We start from the raw sequence: 17,865 nt of genomic DNA, 5'->3' as shown, positions 1-17,865 counted from the left end.
ACGGATTCGGCCACCAGCCCGTCGAGGTACTCGAAGCCGGATTCGGCGAGTTCGCACATCGCGGGGGCCGGGATGGCGACCTGCTGGCCGATCTCTGCGAGCCGCCGCCAGGCCAGCCGTACGCCCAGCCGGTACATGGCCTGGAGGGCGTTCAGGCTGCGGCCCTGGACGCCCTCGCCGCGGCCGAACTCCTGGAAGACCCGCGGGTGCACCTGCGGACGGTCCAGGCCGGCCGTCATGTGCTCGACGAAGTGCTCCAGCGACTGCCGGATACCGACCAGCGCCCGTTGTTTCGCCGAAGTCGTCCGGAACGAGAGGTAGTTGGGGGAACACCCGGCAGATCTCGCGCAGGATGTCCTGGGCCAGGGCCGGAACCTCCGCCAGGGCCAGGGGGCTGCCGCCGGACGGCCGGGGCGACCGCGGGGTCTCCTCGCTCGTACGCCGCGAACTGCACGGCGCCACCCTGGAGGTGCCCTGCCTCCCCCTGGACACACTGGAGTTGACCGAGTCACCCTCATCAAGATCGATGTGGACGGCGGGGAGCCGGCGGTGCTGCGCGGCGCCGCACACACCATCGAGCGTGAACTCCCGGCGCTCTTCATCGAGTTGGAGACCCGCATCCAGCCGCTGGCGCCCGTCCTGGACTGGACGGCCGCCCGCGGCTATCGCGGCTGGGTCCTGCCGCACGACCGCTGGACGCCGCTGGGTGACTTCGATCTGCCCGCCCACCAGTCCCGCGCCGCCCACGTCGCCGAGCACGGCCTGCTCCGCCGCTCCCTCACCCCGGGCCGCCGCTACGTCAGCTCCGGGCTGTTCCTCCCCGCCGGCCGGCGCCCCGCGTCCCTCGCGCCACCCACCGTCCACGACCATGTCCCTCATGAACCGCACCCCTGACCACGACCCGCCCGGCAGCTCCGGCACGCCGCCCGGCGGGGGCCGCGGCACCCCGTCCGACCTGCCGGGACCCGTCGCCTTCCAGCTCGTTCTGCTGCGCCGGATGGCCGACCACCACCCGGGTCTCGTCGAGGACGCCCTGCGCGAACTGGGTGTCTCCCGCGCACAGATGCGCGAGGCCAACCGCCGCTGGCAGGCGCGGATGCACGCCCCGCGGGCGCGCGGCGGTCTCCAGCCCTACCGCGGCTTGCTCGGCGCCCCGGAGGCCGTCACCCCCAAGCGCCTCGGTGACCTGACCTGCGAGGCCCTGACGTGGCCGGTGCCGCTCTGGCCCGAACTGCGGTTCGAGGTGCTCACCGCCGACCGCGGCGCCGTCTGGAACGCCTGGCTGGTCCGCGCCCCCGGCGCCACCGCCCCCGCACTGCACACGACCGCGGACCTCACCCCCTGGTCCTGCACCGTCGACGAGGCCGCCCGCGCCTACGCCCCGGCCCGCCCGATGGAAGGCAGCGCCCCCACCCGCTGGCGGCTGGCCTGCACCGCCCCCGACCCCGACGGCGCCCCGCACGACATCGTGCTGGAATTCACCTGGGGCCTGTTCCAGCGCCGGGTGGACTGACCGCCCCACCCGCAACACCTTCCCCGCCCCGCGCTCCGCACCGTGTCCTGCCCCTGCGCCCGTCCCCCGACCGGACCTCTCAACAGGCGGGCGCCGGGTCCTGCCCGCAGGATGGCGCACGAGCGGTCCCTCGCGAGCGCTCGCCCCATACCGGCCCATCGGGGAGGAACCTCCATGATCATCAGCCTCGCCCAACTCCGGCGCTGCTCGGTCGCCGTCGACCTCGGCGCGGCCCGGACCAGGGTGTATGTCAAGAATCAGGGCCTGGTCGTCGATGAGCCGACCGTCGCCGCCGTCAATATCCGCACCGGCGCGCTGATCGCCGTCGGCGCGCAGGCCGAGGTGATGGACGGGCGCACCCCCGACTACATCCGCGTCGTACGCCCGGTCTCCGGCGGCACCATCGTCGACATCGACATGGCCCAGCGGCTGCTGCGCTATCTGGTCGGTGACAAGCTCCGCAAGGCCTGGCGGCGCCGGCCCACGATGCGCGCCGCCGTCTGCCTGCCGCACGGCAGTGAGCCGCTGGCGCAGCGGGCCGCCGTGGAGACGCTCACCGGACTCGGTGCCCGCCGCGTCGAGCTGGTCGACACGCTGATCGCCGCGGCCGTCGGCTGCGGGCTCCCGGTGGAGCACCCCGAAGCGACCATGATCGTGGTGTGCGGGTCCGGAACCACGCAGGTCGCGGTGCTGTCCCTGGGGTCGATCGTGGCCGCCGAAACGGTTCCCGTCGGCGGCAACGCCATCGATCACGCCGTCGTCCAGCATCTGCGGCTGCACCACGCACTGATGCTGCCCGGTCAGGCCGTACGCCCGCTGCATCTGATGCTCTCCAGCAGCGGCGGGCTCACCCCGGGCTCGACGGAGGTGCACGGCCGGGACGTGGTCAGCGGCCTGGCGCGGTCCGTACTCGTCGACACCGAGCGGGTCCGGCACGCGATCACCACTCCCCTGACGTCGATCCTCGACGGCATCGGGGCGGTGCTGCGCCGCTGCCCGCCGGACCTGGTGGCGGACCTCGGGGAGCGCGGCATCATGCTCGCGGGCGGCAGCGCCCTGATCCCCGGCCTGGAGCCGATGATCCGTCAGGCCACCAACATGCCCGTGCACATCGCCGACCGGCCCGACACCTGCGCCGTCCAGGGCCTGGGCGCCATGATCGAGGGCAAGGTGGAACCCCTGCACCTCGACCCGATGGCCCCGTAGCCACCCGAGCGAGGACACCGCCGCCACCGGCGGACGGCACCACGGCCACCGGCGGACGGCACCACGGCCACCGGCGGCCGACGCGCCCGGCCCGACACATCAGACAGGCCGTCAGCCACGGGTGCCAGGTACGGACGTCCGATACGAGCGTCCGACCCGGAGCCGGGGCGGTCCGCCGGCCCACGACACACAGCAGGTCAGCTCGGGCATACGACAACGGGTGCCCGAGCCTGGCTCGGGCACCCGAAGGCGGAAAGCAGCACGCCCCCACTGCCCGGAGCCGCCCGGACTCCGGGCGCACCGGAGCAGGGCGCGACAGAATCCGGGCGCTACCGGCTCCGGGCGCTACCGGCTCCGGGCGCTACGGGCTTGGGTCCTCACAGGCTCCGGGCGTTCCAGGCGACCACCGCGGGGCGGCCGTGTTCGGTCCCGAGGACGCCGACCGCCCCGGTCTCGAAGGTGAACATCGCGCCCGCCGCGGCCGGCAGGCCGAGCCTGCGGGCGGTCAGCACCCGCAGGTAGTGCGCATGCGCCACCAGCGCCACATCGCCCTCATCCGCCTCAAGCCGGGAGGCGATGCGCGCCAGCACCCGGTCGGCGCGCGCCCCGACCTGCTCGGGCGACTCCCCCGGGTGCTCGGCGGGACCGGAGGCCGCACCGTCCCGGAAGAGAAACCAGTCAGGTGCGCTGCGGTGGATCTCGGCGGTGGAGATGCCCTCATAGCCGCCGTAGTCCCATTCCCGCAGGTCGTCGTCGATCTGCGGCTGCGCGAGGCCCGCCAGCTCGGCGGTGCGCAGCGCCCGCGTCATCGGGCTGGCGAAGACCTGCCCGATCTTCCGGCCGGAGAGCAGCGGGCGCAGTGCGCGCGCCTGCTGCTCTCCATTGGCGGTGAGCGGCAGGTCGGTCCAGCTGGTGTGCCGGCCGTCCCTGCTCCACTCCGTCTCGCCGTGCCGGATCAGCAGCAGCTCGCTCACTAGCCCTGCGCCTGCTGTCCCTGCTCGGCCTGCTCCTGCTCCTGGGCCTCGGTGACCGAGGACCGGACCTCGTCCATGTCCAGGCCACGGGCCTGGCCGATGACGTCCTCCAGGGCGGCCTCCGGCAGCGCACCCGGCTGGGCGAACACGGCGATGTTCTCCCGGACGATCATCAGCGTCGGGATGGACTGGATCTGGAAGGCGGAGGCCAGCTCGGGCTGCGCCTCGGTGTCGACCTTCGCGAAGATCAGGTCGTCGTGCTTGTCGGACGACCGCTCGAAGACCGGGCCGAACTGCTTGCACGGGCCGCACCACTCGGCCCAGAAGTCGATCAGGACGAAATCGTTGCCGGAGACGATCTCGTCGAAGTTTTCCTTGGTGAGCTCTACCGTGCTCATGCGTGCTTCCCTGCTTCCGGTCTGTCGTGGATGTCGATCCGTATCCAGCTGCGGTAACGGGTACAACCCGTGACGTATTCCGCGTGCCGGACCGTCCCGCTCCCCTGCCCACCGAATCCTGTCCTAGACATACGAATCTCGTGGGAATCCGCACGCCCCCCGCACGCCGCCCCTCCGGGCACCCGCGCCGACCATGTTCTCGACGATCCACCCCACGGCGGAGCCGGTGCCGCCCCCCTGAACACACAGGTCACTCACCCCCGACAGGACCCCACGAACCGCCTCACCGATCCCCCGATCGGCGCCCACACCGCGAGCCCGGCGACCCGCCACTCCTCCCCCGTTTCCCTCCCCCCTCGCGCCTCTTCACTCCTCAGACTTCACTCCTCAGTCCTTCGCCCGGCCGTAGTCCGTGGCCATGGCGCCGGCGAAGTCGTACACGATGACCTGCTCGTCACCCACGACCCAGGCCTCATGCCCGGGATCGCAGACGAAGACATCGCCGGGCCCTATTTCGGCCTCCGGGCCGTCGTTCATCCTGACGCGCATGCGCCCCTGGACCACCAGGCCGTTGTGGTGCACCTCGCAGGTTTCCGTCCCCGCGAGCGGACCGATCGACTCCGACCAGCGCCAGCCGGGCTCGAACGTGGCGACGGCGAAGTCCAGCCCGCTCATGTGCAGGGCTTCGAGGTGACCGCGCGGAAAATCGCGCCGCTCATCCGGCTTGTCGAGAGTCTTGACTTCCAACATGAGACTGCCTCCAGTCACCCCCCGGCCCCCGCCCTTCCATGGTGCGCCCGTACGGACCGGGCGACCACCAGGAAAGCCCCACCGGCCCTGCCGTCGACGTGGCAGCGTTCACCGCGATGCCCGACACCCCAACGGCCGCTCCCCACCCGCCCGCGGACGCTTCCCTTCGTCCCTCGCCCCGGGCGGCGAACAGATCCACCACCGCCGTGCACTCCACCTCAACACCCCCACCCCGCACGGCAATTGGGAGGCGCACGCGCCGTACGAGGAGGCGACCTGTGCCCCACCGCGACCGGATGACCCCATCAGTGGAGCCGCCGTCCGCGCAGACCACGACGTCGGCCCTACTGCGAACCCGGGGAGGGCGGCCGACCCCACGGTCCCTCCAGCGCCGCCCGCAGTGCGTCGACCGCCTCCGGGCCGATCCGCTCGGCGAGCCGTTCCTCCAGCCCTTCGAGGATGAGCCCGGCCTGGCGGTGCGCCCGCTCCCCTTCCCCGGTACGCCGGATCAGCCGCCGGCGGGCAGAGGTGGGGTCGGGGACCTGCTCGAGCAGACCGGCGCCCACCAGGCCGTGCACGGCCTGGTGGGCCGTCTGCCGGGTGACGCCCATGCGCCGCGCCAGTTCGGACACCGTGGAGCCCTGGTCGTCGAGTACGGCGAAGAGCTGGACCTGGGGTGGGGACACCAGCGTGGCTCCGGCCGCTTCCAGGGATGCCACCAGCCCTTCGTCGAACCAGCGTCGGGCGTCACCGAGCAACTGGGCGAGGTTGCGGTGGGTGGGCTGCATCTGGTCCTCACGACGACAGGGCGGGAAAGCCAGGATCGTATCCAGTGGCTTGCCTCCTCATGAACCCCTATGTCAGGCTACCTGACATTCGGAAGCGACCCACGGAGACCGCATGACCATCGAGTACGCCACCCGTTACCGGCAGGCCTCGCGCATTCCCGCGGCGCCCGGCAAGCCCTACTTCATCGAGAAGGGCGAGGGGGACCGCGCCCACCTGTTCGGCGACCTGATCACCATCTACGCGGGCGGCGAGCAGACCGAGAACACCTTCAACTTCTTCACCGTCGAAGGCCCCAAGGGCGACGTCATCCCGGCCCATCTGCACACCGACACCCACGAGGTCTTCTACATCACCCAGGGCGCCGTCCGGCTGTTCGTCGAGGACACCGAGGGAGAGCAGCAGGAGAAGCTGCTGACCCCGGGCGATTTCGGCTTCGTCCCCAAGAACTGCCGGCACGCCTACCGCATGGAACGCCACCACAGCCAGGTCGTCGGCGTCGCGGCCGGCCCCGGCGGCACCTTCGAGCGGTTCTTCGAGAACCTCGGCGCGCCCGCCGAACAGCTCGGCCTGCCACGCGAGCCCCTCGTCCCGGAACCCCATAAGTTCGCGAGCGTCCCCGAGCAGTACGACGTGCGCTTCCTGCCCGACCACCAGTGGCACACCCGATGACAGCACCCCGCCCCTCGGTGCGGGAACTGATCGCCGCACCCCACCCCGACCACGCTCCACTGCCGCCCGGCGCACCGAACGGATCCGGCGTGCGCGCGGTGCGCGGCGTCCCCTACGCAAACGTCGAGGGCAGCCGTCCACTGGAGCTCGACCTGTGGCTGCCCGGAAGCCGCCGGGCGGAGCCTGCTCCGCTGGTGCTGTTCGTGCACGGCGGCGCATGGCGAAGAGGGCGGCGCGATGACATGGGACTGCGGACCCGCGACTGGGACCCCGGGCCCTTCGCGCGCATCGCGGCGGCGGGCTTCGCCGTCGCCTGCGCCGACTACCGGCTCAGCGGCGAGGCCACCTTCCCCGCCCCGCTCGACGACCTGCGCGCCGCACTGCGCTGGCTCACCCTCCGCTCCGCCGAACTCGGTATCGACACCGGGAGGACGGTGGTGTGGGGAGAGTCCGCCGGCGGACACCTCGCCTCCCTCCTCGCCCTCACCCGCACCGACCCCGCACCGGTCGGCGCCGTGATCTGGTACGCACCGAGCGACCTGACCAGCGCCCGAGGCCGCTTCGCCCCGGAAGACCCCGCCACGCCTGAGGCGCTCCTGCTGGGAGCTGCCCCGGCAGCGGTCCCGGAGCGCGCCCGAGCGGCCGGCCCACTGGCCCAAGTCCACCCTGCCGCCCCGCCGTTCCTTCTCGTCCACGGCACGGAGGACACCATGGTGGCGTGCTCACACAGCGAATCCCTCGCCGCGGCACTGGAGAAGGCCGGGACCCCGGTCGAGCTGTGGACCGTCCCGGGTGCCGATCACGGCTGGTACGGGCTGCCCGACGCCCAGGTGCAGAAGATCTTCACCCGCTCCCTGACCTTCAGCCGCCAACACGTCGACGGACCGCGCCCGGGGACGCGGCCGTAGGTACGGCTCGGTGACGCGGCCGCGACACATCGGCAGCACGGGGGTCGCCGCCGCCGTCGCCGCCGAACCCGGCCGTCGGCCCCAAGACCCTGGAGGTCAGTCGCGGTAGTCCGGAGCCACCCGGTTCAGCAGCCGCAGCATGGCCGCCCACGCCAGGTCGTACGCGACATCGTCCTGAAAGTCCGCGTCGGCGCCGCCCGCGAGCTGCCGGGCGGTGTACTCGCACGTCTCGGCCGGCGGAACGGTCAGCGGTCCGCCGCCGGCCTGGGCGGTGACCTGGATCTCGCAGGCCTTCTCGAGGTAGTACATGCGCAGGAAGGCCTGGGCCGCGCTCTCGCCCACCGTCAGCAGACCGTGATTGCGCAGGATCAGCGCGGGGTGGTCGCCGATGTCGTCGACCAGACGCTTCTGCTCGTCGAGGTTGAGGGCCACGCCCTCGTAATCGTGGTAGCCCACCCGGTCATAGAACTCCATCGACATCTGGTTCAGCGGCAGCAGCCCGTCGCGCTGGGCGGCGACCGCGCAGCCCGCCCGGGTGTGGGTGTGCAGGACGCAGTGCGCGTCCGCGCGTGCGGCGTGGATCGCACTGTGGATGACGAAGCCCGCGGGGTTGACCGGGTGGGGGGTGGGCCCGACGGGATTTCCGGACAGGTCGATCTTGACCAGGTTCGAAGCGGTGATCTCCTCGAAGAGGAGACCGTAGGGGTTGATCAGGAAGTGGTGGTCGGGTCCCGGGAGTCGCAGCGAGATGTGGGTGAAGATCAGGTCCGTCATCCGGAAGTGCGCCACGAGCCGGTAGACGGCGGCGAGTTCGCGGCGCAGCCGGGTCTCTTCCTCCCGGTCCGGGTCGGGGGCGGACGGCGCTTCGGTCATGAGGAGGCTCCTTCGGATGCCGGTTGGACCACGGGGGTCAGCGGGCGCCCGGTCCGGTGCCAGGCGATGACGTTCTCGGCGGGCGCGCACACATAGGCCCGCCGGGAGGTATCGGACAGGTAGGCGCTGTGCGGGGAGAGCTGGATGCGCGGGTGGGTGCGCAACGGGTCGTCCGGCGCCGGAGGCTCCACCGGGAACACATCCAGGGACGCCGCCCGGAGCCGTCCACCCTCCAGTGCGGCCAGCAGCGCGGCGGCGTCGACGAGTTCGCCGCGGGCGACGTTCACCAGGTAGCTCCCTGCCCGCATATGGGACAGCAGCTCCGTATCGACCATGCCGCGGGTCTGCTCGGTCAGCGGGGTGTGCAGCGAGAGGATGTCGCAGGCGGCGACCAGCTCGTCCCTGCCCATCCGCTCGACGTCGGACGGCCACCCGGCCTCTGCGGCGTGCGGGTCGTACGCGGCGACGCGGCCGAAGACGGGGCCCGCGATCCTGGCCAGGACCCTCGCGATGCGCCCGAATCCCATGAGGCCGAGCGTCAGCTCACCTGCCCTGCGCGGCAGTTCGGCGAAATCGGCGTTCCAGCCGCCGCCGCGCACGGTGGCGTCGGCCTGGGGAAGGGCGCGTACGAGCCCGAGCGCGGAGGCCAGCGCGTGTACCGCGACGTCCTCGGTCGCGGCATGCGGGAGGTTGCTCACCCACACACCGCGCCGACGCGCGTGCGCGGTGTCGATCATGTCGTATCCCGCGGACATGGTGGCCAGCATCCGCACGCCGGGGAGGCGGTCGAGCAGCGCGGCATCCACCGGGGCGTAGCCGACGATCAGCGCCACTGCGTCCTGTGCGGCCGCAGCGATCGCGTCCGGGTCGCGACTGCCCACGACCCGGGTGGCGAATCCCGCCTCGGTCAACAGCCGGGCCCCCGGGCCCACGTCCAGTTCCTCGGGGTCCGTGAACACCACCATGGGCCGACTCATCCCATCCTCCTTGAGCTCCTCAAGCCCCTCAAGACCTTCAGCGGTAGCGAAATGACGATTCGACCGTACGGGCCGCGCTGAACTTACGTTTCATTCAGTAAAATTGTCCAGAGGCGGCGATGCGTATGCCAGTGAGGCGTGCCACCCGGCCCGTACCCCGGAGCCCCGGCGCTCCGGTGGTCAAGAATGGACCCCGCCCGGGTGCGCCCGCGCCCGGACGACCGAGCCGAGGGGAAACGCCAGGTGGATCTGGACCCGACCGATCTGACCGTCGTCCGTGAACTGCAGTCGGACGGCCGCCTGACGTACGAGACGCTGGCCCAACGCGTCGGACTCTCCCGCCCCGCCACCCGCACCCGCGTGCAGCGGCTGCTCGCCGGAGGCGGCGTCCGCGTGGTGGCCGTCGTTCATCCCGCCGTACGGGGCCTGACCGCCTCGGCCCATCTGTCGATCGGCGTGCGCGGCCCGGCCGAACCGGTGGCCCGCGCGGTCGCCGCCATGCCGCAGGCGCCTTTCGTCACCCTCACCGCGGGCAGGCACGCGATCATGGCGGAGCTGCGCACCGCGGGGCTGGCGGAGCTGGACCGGGCCATCGAGTCGATCAGATCCCTGAAGGGCGTTGACGCGGTGGACCCGCTGATCTCCCTCCAGCACCTCAAGGATCCGTACCTGCCGGCAGGCCGGCCCGATATGCCGGAACCGGACGCGACGGACCGGCTGATACTCGACGAACTGGAGCGCGACGGGCGGCTCCCCTTCGCCGAACTCGCCGAACGCGTGGGGATCTCACCCGGCGCCGCCCGCGCACGCACCCTGCGCCTCCTCGACGGTGGCGTCGCCAAGGTGCTCGCCCTGGTCCGCCCGGAGCTGCTGGGGCTGGGCTTCCTGTGCGGATTCGCCGTGCGCCTGGACGGCGAACGGGACGAGGTCGCGCGGCGCATCGGCGAGTGGGACCGGGTCTCCTTCCTGTCCGCCTGCATGGGGCGCGCGGAACTCGTCGGAACGATCAGCGCGGAGTCCCTCGGGGCGGTGCGCGACACGCTGGAGGACATGCGGGCGTGCGCGGGCGCCCGCGGCGTGGAGAGCTGGGTCCATCTGGAGCTGGTCAAGGAGCGGTACGACCTCACCGCCCCCAGCCCCTGAGCGCCACGTCAGACGATACGTAAGTCAAAGCCGTCATAACTTTCCGAAACATTCGCAAGTCAGAGGTCTAGGCAAGACATCGTCTGCTGCATATCGTCCATGCGAACGAATCAGCCGTCACGGGCTCTCCGTACGCACGGCTCCCTCATGGACGCCCAGGTCGAAAGCAGGCCCCCTCATGCACCACCCCCTCGACGGCATCGGCCGCACGCTCCTGGTGACCGGCGCTGCCGTCGCCGCCCCCGGGACCCCCGATCGAGCCGAGGCACTGGCCGTCCGCGGCGGTCGGGTCGTCCATATCGGGACCACGGCCGACGCCCGCGCCGCACTCGGCGGCCGGGCCGACGACACCCTCCACCTCGACGGCGGCCTCGTCCACCCCGGCTTCGTCGACGCCCACTGCCACCCCGTGATGTACGGGCAGGCACTCGCCTGGGTGGACTGCCGCCCTGAGCGCGTACCGGACATCGAGACGCTCGTCGCGGTCCTCACCGAAGCAGCCCGCGAACTGCCCGCCGGGGTCCCGGTGCGCGGCTTCGGTTACGAGCACCGCCGCCTCGCCGAGCGCCGCCACCCCACGTGCCACGACCTCGACCGCGTCGCCACCGACCGCGAGGTGTACGTGATGAACGCCTCCGGCCACGGCGGCGTCGTCAACTCCCATGCCCTGCGCACCTGCGGCGTCACCGCGGGCACCCACGACCCCGAGGGCGGCAGCATCGGCCGCTCCGCCTCCGGCGAGCCCGACGGCCGGCTCTGGGACGCCGCATGCGACCTGCTCACGGGGCCCGGCGGCGTGAAGATCGGCAATCACGGCCCGAACTTCCATCTCTCCGAGCCCGACGCCATCATGGCCGACCACCTCCAGCGCGCCCAGGAGGTCTTCCTCGCCGCCGGGGTCACCACCGTCGGCGACGCCCAGGCATCCCGCCGCGAGATGGAAACGTACCTGCGCGCCCGCGCCGACGGCTCACTGCGCCTGCGCGTCTCCGCCTACCTCACCTCCGCGCTCCTGGACACCGCCCTCGAACTGGGCATCGTGCACGGCTTCGGCGACGACCATTTCCGCGTGCAGGGCGTCAAGTTCTACGCCGACGGCACCCTCGGTGGCTGGACCGCGTACTTCCCCGACGGGTACGCCGCCGACTGCTGCCACCACGGGCAGCTCTACCACTCCGCCGAGGAGTACGCCGAGCTCGTCGGCCGCGCCCACCGCGCCGGGCTGCAGACCGCCACCCACGCCCAGTCCCCGTACGCCATCGGCATGGTCCTCGACGCCGTCGAGAAGGCCCAGGCCGACCGGGAACGCCCCGGGATCCGCCACCGCATCGAGCACTCCGGCCTGCCCACCGACGAACAGATCGCCCGCATGGACCGGTTGGGCGTCATCCCGGTCATGCAGCCCCAGCACCACCTGCGCACCGGCGACGGCACCCTGACCGCCGTGGGCGACCTCGGCCACCGCTACAACCCGGCCGGCAGCTGCCTGGCCGCGGGCGTCCCCGTCGTCTTCAGCTCGGATGCGCCCGTCGCCCCGCCGGCCCCGCTGGAGGCCGTCTCCGCCGCGGCGACCCGGCGCACCGTGCTGGGCACCGTCCTCGGCGACGCCTCCCTCCGGATGCCGGTGGCGGACGGGCTGCAGGCACACACCGCCTCGGCCGCCCGCGCCCTGCACCGCGAACACGACGTCGGCGCCCTGGCCCCCGGCATGCTCGCCGACTTCGTCGTCCTGGCCGACGACCCGCTCACCGCCGACCCGGCCGAGCTCTCCTCCATCGACGTACGCGAAACCTGGATCGGCGGCACCCGCGCCTGGGCAGCCCCCGGCCGCTGACCACCGCCCCTCGCCCCTCCCCTGACAAGCCCCCGGAGGCCCCGTGTCCCCCTCCTCTTCCCCGCAGCCCGCCGCCGGGCCGAGCCCGTACAGAGCCGCCGTCGCGGCGCTGGCCGGCACCTCCATCGAGTGGTACGACTTCTACGCGTTCGCCACCGCCGCGGCGATCGTCTTCAACGACGTGTTCTTCCCACCGGACATGTCGCCGTACCTCAGGACCCTGTCCGCCTTCGCGACGTTCGCCGTGGGCTTTCTGCTGCGCCCGCTCGGGGGCATCATCTTCGGGCACATCGGTGACCGGGTCGGGCGCAAGAAGACTCTGGTCATCACGTTGGTGATGATGGGAGCCGCCTCGTTCGCCATCGGTCTGCTGCCCACCTACGCCCAGGTCGGCGCGCTCGCCCCGATCCTGCTGATCGTGCTGCGCCTGGTCCAGGGCATCGCGATCGGCGGGGAGTGGGGCGGCGCGGTACTGATCGCCGTCGAGAACGCCCCGCGGGGCAGGGCTGCCTTCTTCGGCTCGTTCGCCCAACTCGGCTCCTCGGTCGGCGCGTTGCTGTCGACCGGCGCCTTCAGCCTGATGAACCTCTTCGGTCACGACACGTTCATGAGCTGGGGCTGGCGCGTGCCGTTCCTGGCCTCCGCCGTGCTCGTGATCGTGGGCCTGGTCGTCCGGGTCACGCTGGAGGAGTCCCCGGTCATGGAAGAGATGCGCAAGGAACAGCAGATGACGGACGGCACGGTGGCCGAACTGCCCGTCATCGAGGTCTTCCAGAAAGCCTGGCGCACGGTCCTCATCGGCGTCTTCGCCCTGGCCACGGCGACCGGCGGCTACTACGTCGTGACCAGCTTCCTGCTCTCGTACGGCACCGGCAACCTCCACCTGTCGGAGTCGATGCTGCTCAACGGCCTCACCCTGGCCGCCTTCCTGGAACTCGCCGTCACGCCCGGGCTGTCATGGCTCGCCGACCGCGTGGGATCGCACAAGGTCGTCATCGCCGGCCTCGCGGGCGTCATCGTCCTGGCCGTGCCGCAGTTCATGGTGCTGGGCACCGGCAGCGTCTTCCTCATCTGGCTGATGATGCTGGCCATGCGCCTGGTCATGTCCGCGCTGTACGGGCCGATCGCATCGATTCTCGTCGAGGGCTTCGCACCACACGTCCGCTACACCGGCATCTCCCTCTCCTACCAGGTCTGCAACATGGTCTTCGGCGGCCTCGCCCCCCTCGCCGCGGTCTCGCTCACGGCTGCCGCGGGCGGTCACTACTGGCCGTCGGCCGCCGGCCTGATGCTCATCTCCGCGATCGGCATCGTGTGCACGGCCCGCCTCCACCGCATCGGCACAGCGCAGGCGTACGACGGACGAACCGAGGGCCCGGCAGCACAGAAGGCGGTGCCAACCGCCTCGTAGCAACGGCTGTCGGGCACAGCTCGTGGAGCTACCACCGGGCGCCCCGGACCCAGCCATTCGTCCACGGCACCTCGCCGCCACTGCCCCTGCTCGCCGGCACCGATCTCAGGGTGGTCCGGTCGAGAACGTCAACGACCGCTACCCGGAGGGTGACAACCGCACTTCTCACCCGTCCGCTTCATGATCGCCCGCCCTGGAGCTCCGGGCGTCGAAGGGTGGGAGCTACCGCCAGGCTGTCGCCCGGGACGAGGTGGGGCGCCGGCAGAGCCGCAACACCCGTTCGAAGGCGGCCCGGGTTCCCCCGCGCCCCGACCCCGTCGCCCGTGTCCCCTGTGTGTCCCCTGGATCTTGGTCTGAACGGATGAACGGGGGCCGCCGCGCTGACGCGGTGGCCCCCGTTCTCACGTTTCCCCAGGTAGAAAGGGGCTTCGCCCTGGGCGGTGCGGTGGGGCGGGTGGGACTCGAACCCACGGCCGACGGATTATGAGTCCGCTGCTCTAACCGGCTGAGCTACCGCCCCCTGACGGCGCGCCGCGTACATTTGTGCGCGCCGTCTGCCGCAGCATAGCCGCTCATACGATCTGTTGCCTGTGAGGGCCATCGTCGTGCGACCTTGCCTGTCCAAGAGGACTTCGATCACCGGCGGTTCGGTTCCCTGGCACAAGAAATTCGGTTCCCTGGCACAAGAAAAAGGACCCCTTGCGGGGTCCTCGTTCCTTCTGCTCCCCCGACTGGACTCGAACCAGTAACCCTCCGGTTAACAGCCGAATGCTCTGCCAATTGAGCTACAGGGGACCGAGCTCCCCCGACTGGACTCGAACCAGTAACCTGCCGGTTAACAGCCGGCTGCTCTGCCAATTGAGCTACAGGGGAATGCTCTGTGTGCCTCGAATGCACTCCTGTCCGGGCTTCCGGACGGCGCGCGTTCGCTGCGACACATACATTAGCGCAAGCAGGGGGGTGCTCCGCCAATCGGTATCGCCTCGGTGATCTCCGGCCCGGCTGGGTAGGCGAGGTGCACAGCCCGGCGGTCCGGTGCGTAGGGGCATCGGGCGGGATCGTGTCCGGGAGGGAGCGGCTTCGGTGCGAACCGGGGCGGCACTCCCGGTACCGACGAGCGGGACCGACGAAGAGGGAAGGCGGAGCGATGCGCTACCGGCTCACGTTCATCTTGGGACTGGCCACCGGATATGTGCTCGGCACCCGGGCAGGCCGGGAGCGGTATGAGCAGCTGCGCAAGGCCGCTCAGCGGGTCGCGCAGAATCCGGCGGTGCGCAATACCGCCGAGTCGGCGGCGCTGAGCGGGCGGGAGGCCGCCTCGAAGGCGTTCGGGACGGTGTCGGCGAAGGTCGGTGACCGGCTGCCGGACTCGGTCACCTCCCGGGTGCGCTCGCTGCGCGAGCAGCGCTCGCCCGACGCGGACGACTGGGGCACCAGCAACACCTGAGCCGCGCCGGCCGCCCTCACCCGTGTGCGCCGTGCCGGGCAAACCCTGACTCTCCTCCTATGCGTCGCATGGGGCATCATCTGGGGCCATGGGGATAGTCGCCGGGTTGGACAGTTCGTCCGAGAGCACACGGATCGTGGTCTGCGATGCGGACACGGGTGCCGTCATCAGGCAGGGGTATGCGCCACACCCTGTCGAGAAGGGCCCCGAGGTCGATCCGCAGGCGTGGCTGATGTCGCTGGGCGAGGCCGCGGGCAGCGGGCTGCTCGAAGGGGTCCAGGCCATCGGGGTGTCGGCGCAGCAGCACGGTCTGGTGCCGCTGGACGCCGACGGCAATCTCGTACGGCCCGCGCTGGTCGGCAATGACCGGCGCGCGCAGAGCGCCGCCGCGGATCTGGTGGATTCGCTGGGCGGGCGTACGGCGTGGGCGCAGTCGGTCGGGGCGGTGCCGCAGGCGGCCCATCCGGTGACCAAGCTGCGCTGGCTGGCGCGTACCGAGCCGGCGAATGCCGCCCGGATCGCCGAGGTCATGCAGCCGCACGACTGGCTGGCGTGGCAGTTGCTGGGCCGGCCGGCGCGGCGTACGACGGACCGGGGCGGCGCGTCGGCGACCGGGTTCTGGTCGGCGGCGACCGAGTCGTACCGCCCGGAGCTGGTGGAGCTGGCGCTGGGCCATCAGGTGCGACTGCCGGAGGTGCTGGGTCCGTCCGGGACCGCCGGGTTCACCCCTGAGGGGCTGCTGATCTCCGCGGGTACGGGCGAGACCATGGCGGCCGCCTTCGGGCTGGGTGTCGGGGAGGGCGATGCCGTGGTGTCGCTCGGGGCCTCGGGGTCCGTCTTCGGCATCCACCATGAGGCGCTGGCCGACCCGACGGGGACGATCACCTCGTTCGCCGATGCGACGGGGATGCATCTGCCGGTCGTGCACACGACCAACGCGGTGCGGGTGCTGCGGGGTGCCGCGGAGCTGCTCGGGACGGATCTGGCGGGTGTCTCGGAGCTGGCGCTGAAGTCGTCGCCGGGTGCGTACGGCATGGTGATGCTGCCGTATCTGGAGGGTGAGCGGACGCCGCATCTGCCGCACACCGCCGGGTCGTTGCACGGTATGCGGCGCGAGAGCATGAAGCCGGAGCATCTGGCGCGGGCGGCCGTCGAGGGCATGCTCTGCGGGCTCGCGGACGCGCTGGACGTGCTGCGCGCGCGGGGGGTGGCGGTGCGCCGGGTGTTCCTGCTGGGCGGGGCTGCCGAGCTGGGTGCGGTGCAGGCGGTGGCCCCCGGGCTGTTCGGGGTGCAGATCGTGGTGCCCCAGCCGGCGGATTACGCGGCGCTGGGTGCGGCGCGGCAGGCGGCCTGGGCGCTGGGGGTGGCACACGGCACGCTGGCGCCGGCCGCCGGCGCCGAGCCAGGACACGGCGGCGGATCGGGATGGGTCGACCCGCCGGTGTGGCCGGCGGCGGCGAGTCAGGTGTTCGAGCCGGGCGAGGAGCTACCGGTGGGGCAGGCCGTGCGCCAGCAGTACACGACCGTGCGGGACGAGGCCTATCCGGGGGCGTTCCACCGGGAGGGTTGAGCGGCCCGCCGCAGGGGCGGGCCCGGTGAGTGTGTCAGTCGAGGTAGCCGCGGAGCTGGTCGGCGAAGGCGTGGTCGCGGAGTTTGTTGAGGGTCTTGGACTCGATCTGCCGTATGCGTTCGCGGGTGACGCCGAAGATGCGGCCTATCTCCTCCAGGGTGCGGGGCCGGCCGTCGGCGAGGCCGTAGCGCAGCTGGACGACCTTGCGTTCGCGTTCGCCGAGGGTGGACAGGACGGCTTCGAGGTGTTCGCGCAGCAGCAGGAACGCGGCCGATTCGGCGGGTGAGGCGGCGTCGCCGTCCTCGATGAGGTCGCCGAGGGAGACCTCGTCCTCCTCGCCCACGGGGGCGTGCAGGGAGACCGGCTCCTGGGCGAGCCGCAGCACCTCGCTGACGCGTTCCGGGGTGAGGTCGAGGTGAGCGGCGACTTCTTCGGGGGTCGGTTCGTAGCCGCGTTCCTGGAGCATCCGGCGCTGGACGCGGATCACGCGGTTGATCAGTTCGACGACGTGGACCGGGACGCGGATGGTCCTGGCCTGGTCGGCGAGCGCGCGGGACATCGCCTGGCGGATCCACCAGGTGGCGTAGGTGGAGAATTTGTAGCCGCGGGCGTAGTCGAATTTCTCGACGGCGCGGATCAGGCCGAGGTTCCCCTCCTGGACGAGGTCGAGCATGGTCAGGCCGCGGCCGACGTAGCGCTTGGCGACGGAGACCACGAGCCGGAGGTTGGCCTCGATGAGGCGGCGTTTGGCGATCCGGCCGAGCACCACCAACTTGTCGAGATCAGAGGCGAGTTGGGTGGCGAGGTCGGGGGTGCTGGTGAGTTTCTCCTCGGCGAAGAGACCGGCTTCGACGCGTCGTGCGAGGTCGACCTCCTCGACGGCGGTGAGCAGCGGGATGCGGCCGATCTCGCGGAGGTACTGACGGAAGAGGTCGGAGGAGGGGCTGCCCGTTTCGGGGCGGGGCGGCGGCTCCGGGGTGATCTCCTCAATGATCATCTCGGCGTCAGGTGCGTCGCCCTGCTGCGGCACCACGGCCGCCTCCGGGGGCACCGGATCGAGCGTGGCGGGCGCGGGCGGGGCCGTCTCGGGCAGGGCCGGTGCGCCGGCCGGCGGCGCGTCGGGGAGGGTCTGGGTCTGCACGGGGGCGACCTCCAGGGTGATCGCAGCTGAGGCGGCAGAAGGGTCGGGAACGGCTGCGGCCGAGCCGCTGTCCGTCCCGTACGTCACGAGCGGCTGCGCGGGGGATTCGCGGTCCGTACAACCGGACCCGCCGCGCTCCGAGGACTCAGGCACCGCTTCTCAGTGTGGAGTACGACACATGCCCGCCACGAGGGGCGTGCGTCCACTTTTTGAGTCCGTTCCGTGACCGGACGGCTACGGCGGGGTGGGATCCGCTGTGCGG

The 17,865-nt window shown here is 71.7% G+C and carries 17 protein-coding genes and 3 tRNA genes; 10 read left to right on the top strand and 10 right to left on the bottom strand.

The genetic code is table 11. The features are described 5' to 3' along the window. Positions 1-528: 528 nt before the first annotated feature. The 3 genes from ACIRQ7_RS14190 (at position 529) to ACIRQ7_RS14180 (ending at position 2,719) form a co-directional block, all read left to right on the top strand. Positions 529-894 carry a hypothetical protein gene (locus ACIRQ7_RS14190; RefSeq protein WP_404262470.1) on the top strand — a complete coding sequence of 122 codons (366 nt, stop codon included), beginning with the start codon at positions 529-531 and terminating at the stop codon, positions 892-894. Next, entirely contained in the window at positions 878-1,513 is a 636-nt protein-coding gene (locus ACIRQ7_RS14185) for a hypothetical protein (protein ID WP_404262468.1), read from the top strand. The genes ACIRQ7_RS14190 and ACIRQ7_RS14185 overlap by 17 nt, the downstream gene beginning before the upstream one ends. Positions 1,514-1,687: 174 nt before the next feature. Then, a complete protein-coding gene (locus ACIRQ7_RS14180; protein ID WP_404262467.1) occupies positions 1,688-2,719 on the top strand; it encodes a rod shape-determining protein in 1,032 nt (343 codons plus the stop codon). 377 nt (positions 2,720-3,096) lie between these two features. On the opposite strand, the gene ACIRQ7_RS14175 is transcribed toward ACIRQ7_RS14180, so the two are convergent. The 4 genes from ACIRQ7_RS14175 to ACIRQ7_RS14160 form a co-directional block, all read right to left on the bottom strand. After that, positions 3,097-3,693, bottom strand: coding sequence for a histidine phosphatase family protein (locus tag ACIRQ7_RS14175; RefSeq protein WP_404262465.1), 597 nt, complete (start codon positions 3,691-3,693; stop codon positions 3,097-3,099). Further along, positions 3,693-4,091, bottom strand: coding sequence for a thioredoxin (gene trxA / locus ACIRQ7_RS14170; protein WP_404262463.1), 399 nt, complete (start codon positions 4,089-4,091; stop codon positions 3,693-3,695). Before trxA ends, ACIRQ7_RS14175 begins: the two co-directional genes overlap by 1 nt. 387 nt (positions 4,092-4,478) lie before the next feature. Beyond that, positions 4,479-4,841 carry a cupin domain-containing protein gene (locus ACIRQ7_RS14165; RefSeq protein ID WP_404262461.1) on the bottom strand — a complete coding sequence of 121 codons (363 nt, stop codon included), beginning with the start codon at positions 4,839-4,841 and terminating at the stop codon, positions 4,479-4,481. 344 nt (positions 4,842-5,185) lie between these two features. Further along, entirely contained in the window at positions 5,186-5,629 is a 444-nt protein-coding gene (locus ACIRQ7_RS14160) for a MarR family winged helix-turn-helix transcriptional regulator (RefSeq protein ID WP_404262460.1), read from the bottom strand. A gap of 112 nt (positions 5,630-5,741) precedes the next feature. Here ACIRQ7_RS14160 and ACIRQ7_RS14155 point away from each other — a divergent pair, with 112 nt between their 5' ends. Both ACIRQ7_RS14155 and ACIRQ7_RS14150 read left to right on the top strand, forming a co-directional pair. Further along, positions 5,742-6,299, top strand: a complete 558-nt coding sequence (locus ACIRQ7_RS14155; RefSeq protein ID WP_403670394.1) for a quercetin 2,3-dioxygenase — start codon at positions 5,742-5,744, stop codon at positions 6,297-6,299. Then, positions 6,296-7,207: an alpha/beta hydrolase fold domain-containing protein gene (locus ACIRQ7_RS14150; RefSeq protein WP_404262458.1), complete on the top strand. Its 912-nt coding sequence runs from the start codon at positions 6,296-6,298 to the stop codon at positions 7,205-7,207. Before ACIRQ7_RS14155 ends, ACIRQ7_RS14150 begins: the two co-directional genes overlap by 4 nt. 96 nt (positions 7,208-7,303) lie before the next feature. Here the strand turns inward: ACIRQ7_RS14150 and ACIRQ7_RS14145 are convergent, their stop codons facing one another. Then, entirely contained in the window at positions 7,304-8,080 is a 777-nt protein-coding gene (locus tag ACIRQ7_RS14145) for a class II aldolase/adducin family protein (protein ID WP_404262456.1), read from the bottom strand. Further along, a complete protein-coding gene (locus tag ACIRQ7_RS14140) occupies positions 8,077-9,057 on the bottom strand; it encodes a C-terminal binding protein (RefSeq protein ID WP_404262455.1) in 981 nt (326 codons plus the stop codon). Before ACIRQ7_RS14140 ends, ACIRQ7_RS14145 begins: the two co-directional genes overlap by 4 nt. A 243-nt stretch (positions 9,058-9,300) precedes the next feature. Here ACIRQ7_RS14140 and ACIRQ7_RS14135 point away from each other — a divergent pair, with 243 nt between their 5' ends. The 3 genes from ACIRQ7_RS14135 to ACIRQ7_RS14125 all read left to right on the top strand — a co-directional run bounded on the left by ACIRQ7_RS14135 (position 9,301) and on the right by ACIRQ7_RS14125 (position 13,445). After that, complete coding sequence (locus tag ACIRQ7_RS14135) at positions 9,301-10,200, top strand: Lrp/AsnC family transcriptional regulator (protein WP_404262453.1); 900 nt, start codon at positions 9,301-9,303, stop codon at positions 10,198-10,200. A 178-nt stretch (positions 10,201-10,378) separates the two neighbouring features. Beyond that, positions 10,379-12,034: an amidohydrolase gene (locus ACIRQ7_RS14130; RefSeq protein WP_404262451.1), complete on the top strand. Its 1,656-nt coding sequence runs from the start codon at positions 10,379-10,381 to the stop codon at positions 12,032-12,034. A 43-nt stretch (positions 12,035-12,077) separates the two neighbouring features. Further along, positions 12,078-13,445, top strand: a complete 1,368-nt coding sequence (locus ACIRQ7_RS14125) for an MFS transporter (RefSeq protein WP_404262449.1) — start codon at positions 12,078-12,080, stop codon at positions 13,443-13,445. A gap of 446 nt (positions 13,446-13,891) precedes the next feature. Here ACIRQ7_RS14125 and ACIRQ7_RS14120 read toward each other — a convergent pair. From ACIRQ7_RS14120 to ACIRQ7_RS14110, 3 genes are all read right to left on the bottom strand, one after another. Continuing rightward, positions 13,892-13,965 (bottom strand) — tRNA-Ile (locus ACIRQ7_RS14120). Positions 13,966-14,167: 202 nt separating this feature from the next. Then, positions 14,168-14,240: transfer RNA gene (locus ACIRQ7_RS14115), tRNA-Asn, on the bottom strand. A gap of 5 nt (positions 14,241-14,245) precedes the next feature. Next, positions 14,246-14,318 (bottom strand) — tRNA-Asn (locus ACIRQ7_RS14110). A 274-nt stretch (positions 14,319-14,592) separates the two neighbouring features. On the opposite strand from ACIRQ7_RS14110, the gene ACIRQ7_RS14105 reads away from it, so the two are divergent. Together ACIRQ7_RS14105 and ACIRQ7_RS14100 are read left to right on the top strand one after the other, a co-directional pair. After that, on the top strand, positions 14,593-14,892 hold the full coding sequence (locus ACIRQ7_RS14105) for a YtxH domain-containing protein (protein WP_401471834.1): 300 nt from the start codon (positions 14,593-14,595) through the stop codon (positions 14,890-14,892). Positions 14,893-14,980: 88 nt separating this feature from the next. Then, positions 14,981-16,462 (top strand): FGGY family carbohydrate kinase, encoded by a 1,482-nt coding sequence (locus ACIRQ7_RS14100; protein ID WP_404262447.1) that lies wholly within the window; start codon positions 14,981-14,983, stop codon positions 16,460-16,462. A gap of 34 nt (positions 16,463-16,496) precedes the next feature. Here the strand turns inward: ACIRQ7_RS14100 and ACIRQ7_RS14095 are convergent, their stop codons facing one another. Continuing rightward, the gene (locus tag ACIRQ7_RS14095; protein WP_404262445.1) at positions 16,497-17,756 is read right to left on the bottom strand and encodes an RNA polymerase sigma factor; all 1,260 of its coding nucleotides are present in this window, start codon (positions 17,754-17,756) and stop codon (positions 16,497-16,499) included. Positions 17,757-17,865 lie beyond the last annotated feature (109 nt).

This window comes from Streptomyces sp. NPDC101393 (assembly GCF_044767385.1).
Classification (GTDB): domain Bacteria; phylum Actinomycetota; class Actinomycetes; order Streptomycetales; family Streptomycetaceae; genus Streptomyces.
The sequence above is the reverse complement of the archived record's forward strand: the minus strand, read 5'-3'. Positions and strand labels throughout refer to the sequence as shown.